The organism is Streptomyces sp. NPDC089799 (assembly GCF_040684755.1).
GTDB lineage: Bacteria > Actinomycetota > Actinomycetes > Streptomycetales > Streptomycetaceae > Streptomyces.
The window spans coordinates 68,719-81,350 of record NZ_JBFBGR010000036.1 but is presented as its reverse complement, the minus strand read 5'-3'; the positions used below and the strand labels follow the sequence as shown (position 1 = coordinate 81,350).

Annotated in this window: 9 protein-coding genes and 1 pseudogene; 5 read left to right on the top strand and 5 right to left on the bottom strand. The window is 73.0% G+C overall.

Going from position 1 to position 12,632, the window contains the following annotated elements; all coding sequences use genetic code 11:
• From AB0O36_RS30505 to AB0O36_RS30485, 5 genes and pseudogenes are all read right to left on the bottom strand, one after another.
• Window positions 1–744: pseudogene (locus AB0O36_RS30505) on the bottom strand (urease subunit alpha); the annotation flags it as partial.
• Window positions 741–1,466 (bottom strand): urease subunit gamma, encoded by a 726-nt coding sequence (ureA, locus tag AB0O36_RS30500; protein ID WP_365115757.1) that lies wholly within the window; start codon window positions 1,464–1,466, stop codon window positions 741–743. The pseudogene AB0O36_RS30505 and the gene ureA, both read right to left, overlap by 4 nt.
• A gap of 414 nt (window positions 1,467–1,880) precedes the next feature.
• Window positions 1,881–2,462 (bottom strand): helix-turn-helix domain-containing protein, encoded by a 582-nt coding sequence (locus tag AB0O36_RS30495; protein WP_365115755.1) that lies wholly within the window; start codon window positions 2,460–2,462, stop codon window positions 1,881–1,883.
• A 110-nt stretch (window positions 2,463–2,572) separates the two neighbouring features.
• A complete protein-coding gene (locus tag AB0O36_RS30490) occupies window positions 2,573–3,754 on the bottom strand; it encodes an agmatine deiminase family protein (RefSeq protein ID WP_365115754.1) in 1,182 nt (393 codons plus the stop codon).
• 76 nt (window positions 3,755–3,830) lie between these two features.
• Entirely contained in the window at window positions 3,831–5,540 is a 1,710-nt protein-coding gene (locus AB0O36_RS30485; protein WP_365115752.1) for a serine/threonine-protein kinase, read from the bottom strand.
• A 111-nt stretch (window positions 5,541–5,651) separates the two neighbouring features.
• On the opposite strand from AB0O36_RS30485, the gene AB0O36_RS30480 reads away from it, so the two are divergent.
• The 5 genes from AB0O36_RS30480 to AB0O36_RS30460 all read left to right on the top strand — a co-directional run bounded on the left by AB0O36_RS30480 (window position 5,652) and on the right by AB0O36_RS30460 (window position 12,617).
• The gene (locus tag AB0O36_RS30480; RefSeq protein WP_365115751.1) at window positions 5,652–6,299 is read left to right on the top strand and encodes a helix-turn-helix domain-containing protein; all 648 of its coding nucleotides are present in this window, start codon (window positions 5,652–5,654) and stop codon (window positions 6,297–6,299) included.
• A gap of 200 nt (window positions 6,300–6,499) precedes the next feature.
• Window positions 6,500–7,663, top strand: a complete 1,164-nt coding sequence (locus AB0O36_RS30475) for an agmatine deiminase family protein (RefSeq protein WP_365115749.1) — start codon at window positions 6,500–6,502, stop codon at window positions 7,661–7,663.
• A 346-nt stretch (window positions 7,664–8,009) separates the two neighbouring features.
• Window positions 8,010–8,690 (top strand): response regulator transcription factor, encoded by a 681-nt coding sequence (locus AB0O36_RS30470; protein ID WP_365115747.1) that lies wholly within the window; start codon window positions 8,010–8,012, stop codon window positions 8,688–8,690.
• A 45-nt stretch (window positions 8,691–8,735) separates the two neighbouring features.
• Window positions 8,736–10,142, top strand: coding sequence for a HAMP domain-containing sensor histidine kinase (locus AB0O36_RS30465; protein ID WP_365115746.1), 1,407 nt, complete (start codon window positions 8,736–8,738; stop codon window positions 10,140–10,142).
• 207 nt (window positions 10,143–10,349) lie between these two features.
• On the top strand, window positions 10,350–12,617 hold the full coding sequence (locus tag AB0O36_RS30460; RefSeq protein ID WP_365115745.1) for an MMPL family transporter: 2,268 nt from the start codon (window positions 10,350–10,352) through the stop codon (window positions 12,615–12,617).
• The last annotated feature ends 15 nt before the right edge of the window (window positions 12,618–12,632 follow it).

The following is a 12,632-nucleotide window of genomic DNA, read 5'->3' as shown; positions in this document are numbered from 1 at the left end:
GGCCACCCGCAGTGCGGTGTCCAGGGCCCGGGTGTGGGCGCCCATGTCCTCGTGCACCTTGAAGCCGGAGGCGCCGCCCTCGGCCAGGGCCTCGACCAGCGGGGCGGCGTCCGAGGAGGAGCCGCGGGCCAGGAAGCCGATGTTCACCGGCCAGGCGTCGAAGGCGTTGAACCCGTGCCGCAGGGCCCACGGGGAGTTGACGCCGACGCCCCAGCTGGGACCGATCTCCTGGCCGATGATCGTGGTCACGCCGCTCGCCAGCGAGGCTTCCATGATCCGCGGGGAGAGCAGGTGCACGTGGGTGTCCACGGCACCCGCCGTGGCGATCAGGCCCTCGCCCGAGATCATGGTCGTGCCGGTGCCGACGACCACGTCGACCCCGTCCAGGGTGTCGGGGTTGCCCGCCCGGCCGATCGCGTGGATCCGGCCCTCGCGGATGCCGACGGACACCTTGCGGATGCCCAGCACCGCGTCGATCACCAGCACGTTGGTGATGACCGCGTCGCAGGTCTCCCGGACCGCGGCGGCCTTGAGGTGCAGCCCGTCACGGGCGGTCTTGCCGAAACCGGCCAGGAACTCGTCGCCCTGCTTCTGCGCGTCGGATTCCACGCGGACGACGAGCCCGGAGTCGCCCAGGCGGACCCGGTCGCCGGCCCGCGGACCGTGGACCGCGGCGTACTCGTGCGGGTCGATGTGCCGGCTGCCGGGGGCGCAGTGGTCACTGTGCTTGGTGGGCCTGCTCATGCCGGGGTTCCTTCTTCCGTGCCGTCAGTGCCGTCAGTGCCGTCCGCGCCTAGGTATCCGCAGGCAGCGGCCCTGCGCAGGGCTTCCTCCCTGGCTCCGGGCGCGTCCAGCGGCCCGTCCACGAGACCGGCGAAGCCGATGGCGATCCGGTCGCCGCCGATGGGGACGAGGCCGACCTCCACGGTGACGCCGGCGTCGAAGCGGGTGGACGAGCCGGCGGCGACCGCCAGGTGCATGCCGTAGGCGGCGGCCCGGTCGAAGTCCAGCCGCGGGTTCGCCTCGAAGAAGTGGAAGTGCGAGGTCACGCTCACCGGAACGGTCGCGGTGTTCCGGACGCTCAGGGTCACGGCGGGCAGCGGGGCGTCGACGCCGTGCGGGGCCGGGAGCACGGCTCCCGGGGCGCGGTCGTCACGCGGATGCACACCGAAGGGATCGCTGATCGCCGCGAGCCGGGTGCCGTCCTCGAACACCGCCTCGACCATCACCTCGGTCACCACGTCCACGACGCCGGGCAGCACGTCGGCCGGGCCGAGTACGGCGCGGCCGCGTTCCAGGGCCTCGGCGAGACGCAGGCCGTCGCGGGCCGCCTCGCACACCGTGTCGGCGATCAGGGCGGTGGCCTCCGGGACGTTGAGCTTCAGGCCCCGCGCGTGCCGGGCGCGGGCCAGTTCCGCGGCGGTGAACAGCAGGAGCCGGTCCCGCTCGGTGGGTGTCAGGGGCATGACGCCCGCCGGGGGTTCCGAAGGTTCATGGTCATTCCTTCTTGCCTTCTTGCCCTCTTGCGGGAGGGCGAGGGGTCCGGGAGGGGCCCGGACCCGCGGTACGGGGATACGTGGAGGGCCGGGGGGTGCGCGAGGGGCGGGGGCCTCGGCGGCCGGGGGAGGAACGGGGCCGGTGGGCGGCCGGAGGGACTCGGCGCGGAGCCGGTACGGACTCGGCGGGGCCCGGCGGGGAGCCCCGTTGGTGGTGGGGCGGCCCGGAGGCGCGTACCTGCGGCGGTGCCGGCCTGGGGCTCACTCTGGCACTGACTGAAAATTCAGTCAATAGATGCGGCGGCGAAAGGTCCCGGCCATGTGGATACAGGGCCGGGACGTGCTTCCGTCAGCTCTGCCGGAGACCCGCAGGCCCGGCGTCGATCAGCTCTGCCGGAGGCCCGACAGCTCGGCGTCGATCGCCCCGCGCATGAGGTGCTGCGCATGCTCGATCCGGATGCCGCCGCTGAGCCAGCGCATGCTCAGGCCCTCCAGCAGGGCGGTGAGCCGCTCGGCCGCCGCGGCCAGCGAGGAGGCCGGCGCCATCGGCTGGACCTGTCCGAGCAGGGCCGCGACCTCCTGAACCCAGACCAGGGTGGCCCGGGCGAGGTCCTCGCGCAGCACCTCGTCGAAGACGGCGCTGGCCCGCAGCTCGCCCCAGGCCGAGCTGTTCTCCCGGACCTCCACGGTGTCCTGGAGCTCCAGGAGCAGGGTCTCCTCCAGCTCCTCCCGGGGGGTGAGCGGAGGGGCGTCGGGGTCGCGGTCGGTGGTGTAGCGCTCGGCGCGGTCGTTGATGAACTCCAGGGTCTGGCGCAGGACCCCGGTGCGGTCCTTGAAGTGGTAGTAGATCAGGGCCGTGGACACCCCGGCCTCGGCCGCGAGTTCCTCCACGCGCAGCCCGCGGACCCCGCGCCGGGCGATGACCCGGGCGGCCGCTTCGAGGATCTGAGTACTGCGAGACGCCATGCTCCGCACCCTACCGGGCGGTCCCGGCCGCACGTGCACGGCCCGTCACCTGCCCGCACGGGCCGGGGGCGGATGGGCGCCGGGCGGACGGCGGCCGGGTACGCGCCGCATCAGACGGCCGCGGGGACGGCCGCGGGGGCCGCCGGGTGGGACTGGGTGGCGCAGTGGATGCCGCCGCCACCGCTCGCGATGCCGTCGATGGCCACCTGGATCACACGGTGACCGGGGTACGCCGCCTGCAGGATGGCGTAGGCCACCCCGTCCGCGTACGGGTCGCCGAACTGCGGCGCGATGACCGCGCCGTTCGCCGTGTAGTAGTTGGTGTAACTGGACAGGAACTCATCCCCCTTGCCCCGGATCTCCAGGCGGTCGGGGCCGGGGAGTTCGGTGATGTCCAGGCGGCGCCCCCGGGCGTCGGTGGCGCTCTGCAGGGCCCGCTTGGTCTCCTCGTAGACCGCCACCCACTTGGGGTCGGTACGGGGACCGGGCTTGTCCAGGATGACCTTGCCGGGGGCGGTGAAGCGGGCCAGGCAGTCGATGTGGCAGTCCGTGATGTCCTGCCCGGCCAGCCCCGGCACCCAGATCACCTTGTCGATGCCGAGCGAGGTCTTCAGGGCCTGCTCGACCTGATCCTGGGTCATGCCCGGGTTGCGGTTGGGGTTCACCAGCGAGCTGACCGTGGCCAGCAGGGTGCCCTCGCCGTCGGTCTCCAGCGAACCGCCCTCGCCGGTGAATCCGGCCCGGACCCGGGGCACCCCGTACTCGCCCAGGAGGATGCCGGCCGCCGCCGCGTCGTTGGCGAAGGGCTGCGCGTACTTCGTGCCCGTCTTGCCCCAGCCGTTGAAGTTGGTGTCCACACCGGCGACGGCGCCGGGTGCGACGACGAAGGTGGGGCCGAAGTCCCGGATCCACAGGTCGTCGTTGGGGATCTCGATGACGTCGATGCCGTGGTAGGCACCCCGTCCGCACCGGTAGCGGGCCTCGGCCGCCTGCGCGGGGCGGGCCAGCACCACGACCGGCTCGTAGCCGGATATCCGGTGCGCGACCTCGGCGATGTCCCGGCGTACGGCGCCGAGGCCGTCGCCCCACACCGACGAGAGGGCGGGCCAGGCCATGTACGTACGGATGTGCCGGTCGGTCTCGGCGGGCATGCGCAGGGGCGCGGGGCCGGCGGTCGGGGACCCGGCCGCCCGGGCGGCGGCGGAGGGGAGGGCGGAGCCGAGGGCCGCGAGCGGTACGGCCGCCGCGCCGAATTGGAGCAGCCGGCGACGGGTGGTGCGGGGCATGTCCATGGGAACTCCCTGATGCGGAGGAAGCGGAATGACCGGCATCCTTTCGTTAACTGAAAATTCAGTCAAGCCTTGGGGGTCAGCTTCGGCGGTAGTGGTCCACCGAGATCGTCACGGAACCGCCCCGGGCGGCTTCGAGCAGGCGGACGATCGCGATCTCCCGCTGGTCCGGGCTGCGGACGCAGAACGGCCGCTCCCCCGCGAGCCCGGTGAAGGGCAGCTCGGTCACGGGCCGGGTCTCGATGCCCCGGACGCAGTCGGCCACGGTCAGGTCGCCGCCGGCACCGTCCCCGGCGGCGCTGTCCGCGTCGGCACTGTCCCCGGCGGCGCTGTCGCCGGCGGCCTCCCCGTCGGCGCCCGCCCCGTCGGAGACGAAGGCGTCGGACTCCTCGGACAGCACGAAGGAGTCCGCCTCCCGCGCCAGGTACCAGGCGGCCGTCTCCGCCGGAACCACCTTCCCGGTCCGGAGGTCGAACTCGTAGTCGGCCGCGGGGACGGTGAGCTCGACGTGCCGGTAGCCGGGCACGTAGGCGGCCGCGGCCGGCTGGGGCGGGCGGGGGGAGGGCGCTGCCGCCGCGGTGTCCGGGCCGCCCTCCGCCGGCAGGCCGAGGTGGTACACGGCGGCGCAGGAGGCCGACAGTGCGAACGCCGCGAGGGCGGCGGTCTGCAGGCGCCGCCGCGCCCGTCGCGGCGCACGGCGGGTCCGGCCGCGGGACGGGGCCGGACCGTCCTCCTCCCCGTCCGCCGGCGGCGCGACCGCAGGCCCGGGAGCGGGGGTCGTCCCGAGGGCGGGTGCGGGTGCAGGTGCGCGTGCCGTGCTCCCCGGACCGAAGCCCGCTCCCCCGGCACCGGCACCGGCACCGGCCCCGGTCCCCGCCCCGCCCGCCCCGCCGAGCTCGTCCCGGACCGGGCCGGGCAGCCAGCCGTCGGTGAACTCCGGACGCGGGCCCACCGCCGGGTGCCCGTGCACGGCCGCGATCAGTTCGGCCGTGGTGGGGCGGTCCTCGGGACGCTTGGCCAGGCACCGGGCGAGCAGGTCGTGGAGCTCCCCCGGGATCCGGGCGAGGTCCGGCTGCTCGTGGACCACGCGGTACAGGGCCGCCGACTCCGGCCCGTTCCCGAAGGGCGGGACCCCGCCCGCCACGTACGCGGCGAGCGCCCCGAGCGCGAAGACGTCGGTGGCGGGCGTGACCCGCAGGCCCAGCGCCTGTTCCGGCGCCATGAACGCGGCCGTGCCGATCCGCAGGCCGGTGCCGGTGAGGGCGGCGGCGTCGGCCGCGCGCGCGATGCCGAAGTCGATCACCCGCGGCCCGTCCCCCGCGATCAGTACGTTGGCCGGCTTGAGGTCCCGGTGGACGACGTCCGCCCGGTGGATCACCTGGAGGGCTTCGGCGATGCCCGCGACGAGCAGCAGCACCGTGCGCACCGGCAGCGGGCCGTGCCGCCGGACCACCTGGTCCAGCGAGGGGCCCGGCACGTAGGCCGTGGCGAGCCAGGGGGTGTGGTCGTCCACCCCGAAATCCACCACCTGCGCGGTGAACAGGCCGTGGATGCGGCGGGCGCTGGCCACCTCCTGGGCGAAGCGCTCCCGGAACTCGCGGTCCGCCGCGAACTCCCTGCGGACCGCCTTCAGGGCGATCGGGCGGCCGCCGGGGGTGTACGCCAGGTACACCACGCCCATGCCGCCGGAGCCGAGCCGGGCGTGCAGGCGGTAACCACCGATCTCGTGGGGGTCTTCGGCGGACAGGGCCGTGGGGACGGGCGGTGCGCCGGGAAGTGGTGCGGACATCTGTGGCTCTTTCAACGATGCGGCAGTGACCTGCTTCGTATCGTGCCCCTGACTAAAGTTTCAGTCAATGTGTGACAATACGAGACGCAGACGGCCGGGAGGAATCGCACAGTGACGACGGAGCGCAGAACGGCAATCCTGGAAGCCGCCGCCAGGGTCATCGCGCGGCACGGCGTCCGGGGCCTGCGGGTGGCGGACGTGGCGGCCGAGGCCGGCGTGTCGACCGCCCTGGTGTACTACCACTTCAAGGACCGGAGCGGGATCCTGCGCCACGCCCTGGCCTTCATCGGGGACCGGGCCGACCGCTACACCGCGGTGGAGGACGACGCTGCCGGGGGTCCCCCGGCAGACCCCCGGCAGCTCCTGGAGCGGACGATGCTGCTGGAGTTCCAGGACCTTCCCGAGGTCCGCGAGAACAGTACGGCCTGGGGGGAGCTCCGGGCCCACACGGTCTTCGACCCGGAGCTGCGGGAGGAGCTCGCCGCCGCGGGGGCGGCCTGGGCGGCGGAGGTCGCGGGACTGCTGGGCGGCCTGCGTCCGGGCGCACCGGCGGCCGATCTGACCGCTGCCGCCGAGCGTCTGACCGCCCTGCTGGAGGGACTCAGCATGCGCTGGCTGAGCGGTCTGCTGCCGCTGTGGCACGCCCGGGAGCTGGTCAGGGAGGCGATCGGGGTGGAGATCGGCCGGCTGGACCGGGCGGCCGGCTCCCCCGCCGAATCCCCTGCCCGCCCCGCCCCCGCCCTCCCCTTCTTGAATTGACTGAAAATCCAGTCAGTGTCACAGTGGCGACACGTGGCCGTTCCGCTTCGCCTTCGGTGACGGCCGTTCCGGGGGTGGAGCGCGCACCCTGGTACCAGGGCCCCGGGCCCCGGGCCGGTGCCGCGGACCCGCCCCACACCCTCCCGCGCCCGACCCGGCCGGACGTTCCGCTTTCCGGCCGGACCACGATCGGAGTTCCCGTGTCCTTCCCTCCCCCCACCCGCCGGTCCGTCCTCCGCACCCTAGGCGGTCTCGGCGCCCTGGTCTTCGGCGCCTCGGCGTGCGGCCCCGCCGGGACCGCACCCGGCTCCGGCGCCGCCAGCGGTCCGCCGCCGCAGGCGGCCGCGCAGGGGAAGCGCCGCCTGGGCGCCGAGTGGGAGAGCCACACCCGCACCTTCATGTCCTGGCCGGCACTGTCCGCGGTCTGGGAGGGCGACCTGCCCTACGTGCGGGAGGACATCGCGCGCATCGCGCGGGCCGTCGGCGAGTACGAGGCGGTCGTCATGATGGCCCGCCCCGACCAGGTGGCCGCCGCCCAGCGGGCCGTCGGCTCCCAGGTGGAGGTGATCCCGCTGGCCGTGGACGACCTCTGGGCCCGTGACACCGTCCCGGTCTTCGTCGAGGAGAACGGGAAGACCACCGGCGTCGACTTCAACTTCAACGGCTGGGGCAACAAGCAGCAGCACGCGAACGACGCCCTGGTCGGGCGGACCCTGCTGCCGAAGTACGGCGTCCCCTGGGTGCAGGCGCCGCTGGTCGCCGAGGGCGGCTCCTTCGAGCCCGACGGCGAGGGCACCCTCCTGATCACCGAGAGCTCGATCGTCAACGCCAACCGCAACCCGGGGAAGTCCCGCGACACCATCGAGGCCGAGCTCAAGCGGACCCTGGGCGTCGAGAAGGTGATCTGGCTGGCCGGCGTACGCGGCGAGGACATCACCGACGCCCACGTGGACAGCCTCGTACGGTTCACCGCACCCGGTGTGGTGCTGCTGGACCGGGCGCACCCGAGCACCCCGCCGGACTCCTGGTCCCGCTCCGCCGACCAGGCGAAGTCCGTGCTGTCCAAGGCGACCGACGCCCGGGGCCGGCGTTTCGAGGTCATCGACCTGCCGCAGCCCGACCTGAACCGGATCACGGGCGAGGGCGACGACTTCGTGTCGACCTACGCCAACTTCTACGTCGCCAACGATGCGGTGTTCATGCCCCGGTTCGGCGACCGGAAGGCCGACGACCGCGCCCGCGGCATCCTGCAGGAGCACTTCCCCAAGCGGGACGTCGTGCCGGTCGCGATCGACACGATCGCCTCGGGCGGCGGCGGCATCCACTGCTCGACGCACGACCAGCCGGGCAAGCCCGCCGCCTGACCGACCCCCTGACCCGTGCCGCCCGACCGGCGCCGCCCGCCGCCCGCCGCCCGACCCGCGTCGGGCGGCGCCTTCTTTCACCTGTCTTTCGCCGGCCCCGCCCCCGCCGGCCGGTCCGGGCAGCCTCTCCCTTGCCCGGCCCGTCACAGGTGACCGTTCGATCCCGTTTCGCCACCTGCTCGATGTACGGGGCGCCAAAATTTCGGAACAGATTCCAAAAAGTTCTGCATTACTGACCGGTTTTATCTCCGCGCCGTTCGATCACCTGGGTAGCATCCGAATCGGGCGTGGGTCGTCAGGGGGACGGCTCCACTGTGCCGGGGGTGCGGACATGCAGGTGCTCGTGGTGGAAGACGACACACGGATCGCGGAGGCCCTGACCGAGGCCTTGCAGCGTTTCGGGCACGACGTCGACTGGGTGGGCAGTGGCGCGGAGGCTCTGAAGGCCGTGCCGGACACCGAGTTCGTCCTGCTGGATCTCGGATTGCCCGACCTCGACGGGCAGGAGGTGTGCCGGCGCGTCCGGCAGACCTCGGCCGTGCCGATCATCGCGGTGACGGCCCGCAACGACGAGCTCGACCGGGTACTGCTGCTCCAGACCGGCGCGGACGACTACCTGGTCAAGCCGTACAGCATGCGCGAGTTACTGGCGCGGATGGAGGCGGTCTCCCGCCGCGTCCACGCGCCCGTGCCCGCCGTGGCATCGCCCGGCGGCGCCGGCGGCGGCGAGCACTGCGTCTTCGGACCGCTGACGGTGGACATGCGGACGCGTCAGGTGGAACTGGACGGCGAGCAGGTCCATCTGACGCGCCGTGAGTTCGACCTGCTGGCCGCCCTCCTGACGGACGCCGGCGCGGTGTGCGGGCGGGAGGACCTCATCAACGAGGTCTGGGATCCCAACTGGCACGGGTCGACCCGCACCCTGGACGTCCACATCGGTTCCCTGCGGACCAAGCTCGGGGCACGGGAGTGGATCCAGTCGGTGCGGGGCGTCGGCTTCCGCCTGGTCCTGCCAGACCAGCAGTGACCGGCCGGCCGGAGCGACCGGGGCGGGACGAGGGGGGATTCTGGCGTGCGGCGTCATCTGGTGGCTGCGTTGGTGGCCTTGCCCTGCGCGGTGATCATCGTGCTGGGCCTGCCGCTGGCCCTGCAGCGGAGCGACGAGGCGCTGCGGGAGCTCGCCCACACGCGGACCGCCGAGGCGCGCGAGCTGGCGCCCGTGGCGGGGCAGGCCTTGAGGAACGGTGAACGGGCGGGATTGCGCCAGCAGATCGCCGAGTACCAGGACCGGACCGGCGCCCGGGCGCACGTCGTCGACGACCGGGGACGCTCGGTGGAAGGAGCGCTCTGTTCGCTGGCCCCCGCGGATCTCGCACGGGAGGGCGTCGTACGGGAGGCGCTGGCGGGCCGGTTCACCGACTCGGCCGACCCACAGGTCTCCGAGGCCACCCACGAACTGATCGTGGCGGTGCCGGTCATCGACGAACGCACCCTGGTCGGCCTCGTCGTGGTGTGTTCGGACCTGGACGACCTGGAACTGCAGCAGTGGACGATCTGGGCCGTGGTCGCCGTCATCGGGGCGCTGGCCCTGGCGATGAGCGGCTTCCTGGCGGAGCCGCTGGCCCGCTGGATCCTGCGGCCCGTGCGCTATCTGGAGGCGGCCGCCCGCCGGTTCGCCGACGGGGACCACACCGCGCGCGTGCCCGTCCACCTCGGTCCGCCGGACCTCCGGGTGCTCGCGGAAACCTTCAACCACCTGGCCGAGCAGGTCCAGCACCAGGTCACGGTGCAGAAGTCCTTCGTCTCCGACGCCTCCCACCAGCTCAGGTCCCCGCTGGTGGCGCTGCGGCTGCGCCTGGAGAACCTGGAGCCCCACATCGAGCCGGACGGCAGCCGCGGACTGGAGCAGGCGCTCGACGAGGTGGACCGGATGACCGGCATCCTCAACGCGCTGCTGCTGCTGGCCCGGGCGGAGTCCGGCACCCGCGCCGCCGAGGAGGTGGACGTGCTCGCGGTCGCCGAGGAACGGGTGGCGTCCTGGCGGCTGGTGGCGGAGCCGCGGGGCATCACCGTGACCATCGACGGCGAGGGCGACCTCGTCGCGGCGGCGGTCGCCGGCACCGTCGACCAGATCCTCGACGTGTTCCTCGACAACGCCCTGCGCATGGCACCGGCCGGTACGACCGTACGGGTCCACCTGGTCGAGGACGCGGGCATGGTGGCGGTGCGGTGCATCGACGCCGGACCCGGGATGACCGCCGCCGAACGGGCGCGTGCCTGTGACCGCTTCTGGCGCGGGGCGAACGCCGCCTCCTGTGACGGGTCCGGACTGGGCCTGGCCATCGCCGCCAGCCTCGCCCGCGTCAACAACGGACACGTGCTGCTGGAGGACGCACCGGGCGGCGGACTGCACGCCGAGGTGCGCCTGCCCGCCGGCGGTCAGGGCGTCGCCGCCGGGCTCTCGGGCCAACGGGGGTGATCTTGGGTCGACTCTTGCACCTCTCCTGCATGTGCCCTGCCGGACCGCTGCAGCGGTCGTTCCTACGCTGACGCCCGGCACCGGCACGCGCGACGCACCGCACCGGCACGCGCGGTCCGTCCGCCCAGCCCGTTCGCTACGGCCCTTGAACCCCCCGTGCGCGGCTCCATCCGGCCGCTCGCCCTATTTCACCTCCAAGGAGGAGGCGTGGGTACCCAATCCACCGTCCGCACCGCAACGCCGCCCAAGGCCGCACCCCCGGCGCCCCCCAGGGGCCTGGCCGCACTCGGCCACTGGCTGGCCCGGCGCAGGCTCGTCGTCCTGCTGATCACCCTGGCGGCGCTGGTGGTCGCGGTGCCGTTCGGCTCCGACGTGGAAAGCCGCCTGTCGGAAGGCGGCATCACCGCCCCGGCTTCGGAGTCGGCACGCGCCGACGCACTGCTCAACACCCGCTTCGGGGGCGGCTCCCCGCACCTGGTGCTGGTCACCTCCGCCGGCGCCGGCGTCGACGACCCCAAGATCGCGGACGAGGCGACGGCGCTGACCGACCGCCTGTCGCGGGAGCGCGGCGTGGTGCAGGCGGCGTCGTACTGGACGCTCGACAAGCCGGCGACGCTGCGCTCGAAGGACGGCCGCACCGGCCTGATCATGGTGCGCCTGTCCGGTGACGAGGACGAGATCCGCAAGACCGCGGCCCGGATCGTGCCCGAGGTGGTCGGCGACCAGGGCTCCCTGAAGGTCACCGCGACCGGTGTGACCGCCGTGCGCATGGAGATCGAGCGGATCAGCGAGGAGGACCTCAACAAGGCCGAGCTGCTCTCCGGCCCGCTGGTCCTGATCATCCTGCTGCTGGTGTTCGGCAGCGTGGTGGCGGCGAGCATGCCCCTGGCGGTCGGCATCTTCGCCGTGATCGGCTCCTTCGTGATCCTGCGGATCCTGGACATGTTCGTGCAGGTGTCGGTGTTCGCCGTGAACATCACCACCGCCCTGGGCCTGGGTCTGGCCATCGACTACAGCCTGTTCATCGTCACCCGCTACCGCGAGGAGCTCGCCCGCGGCCGCACCGTCCACGAGGCGGTCGGCGAGTCCGTGCGCACCGCGGGACGCACCGTGCTGTTCTCCGCGCTGACGGTCGCCGTGTCGCTGTCCGCGATGCTCGTCTTCCCGATGTACCACCTGCGTTCCTTCGCCTACTCCGGCATCGCCGTGGTGATCCTGGCCGCGCTCGGCTCGGTCGTGGTGCTGCCCGCACTGCTGGCGGTCCTCGGGCACCGCATCGACTCCCTCAACATCCGGCGGCTGTTCCGGCGGAACGCCAAGGCGGCCGCCGCCACCTCCGACACCGAGGGGTTCTGGCACAAGCTGGCCACGGCGGTCATGCGCCGGCCGGTGCCGTTCGCGCTGGCCGTCGCGGCCGTCCTGGTCGCACTGGGACTGCCGTTCATGCGGGCCACGTTCGGCGACAGCGACGACCGGGTGCTGCCCGCCAGCTCCCCGGCGTACCAGGGTGCCCAGGTGCTGCGGGAGCAGTTCGACAACCGGGAGAGCTCTCCCCTGAACGTGGTCCTGCCGGACATCGACGCGACCGCGGCCGCGTCCTCCGGCAAGGTGGCCGACTACGCCAAGCAGCTGTCCACGGTGCCCGGGATCACCCGGGTGGACACGCTGACCGGCTCCTACAGCGAGGGCACCCAGGTCGCCCCGCCCGGCCCGGCCTCGGACCGCTTCAAGGGCGACCGCGGCACCTGGCTGTCGGTGGTCTCCGACACCGAGCCCTACTCCGACCGCGGCATGGACCTGGTCAAGACCCTGCGTGCGCAGCCCGCACCGGACCACGTGCTCGTCGGCGGGCAGGCCGCACTGCTGGTGGACTCCAAGGACACCATCGGCGAGGACCTGCCGTGGGCGCTGGGCATCATCGCGCTGTCGACGATCGTGCTGCTGTTCCTGTTCACCGGCAGCCTGCTGATCCCGCTCAAGGCCATCGTGCTCAACCTGCTGAGCCTGACCGCCACGTTCGGCGCGATGGTGTACATCTTCCAGGACGGCAACCTGAAGTGGCTGGTCGGCGACTTCTCGGTGACCGGCATGCTGGACATCGACACACCGATCCTGATGTTCTGCGTCGCCTTCGGCCTGTCCATGGACTACGAGGTGTTCCTGCTGTCCCGGATCAAGGAGGAGTACCACCGCACCGGTGACAACATCTCCGCGGTCTCCTGGGGCCTGGAGCGCACCGGACGGCTGGTCACCGCGGCGGCCGCGCTGGTCGCCACGGTCCTCCTCGCCTTCGCCACCTCCTCCCTGCTGCCGATCAAGCTGCTCGGCATCGGGCTGGCGCTCGCCGTGATCGTCGACGCCACGCTGGTGCGGGGCGTCCTGGTCCCGGCGTTCATGCGCCTGGCCGGCCGGGCCAACTGGTGGGCTCCGCGCCCGCTGGCCAGGCTGCACGAGAAGATCGGCCTCAAGGACTGAGGCACCGACCTATCC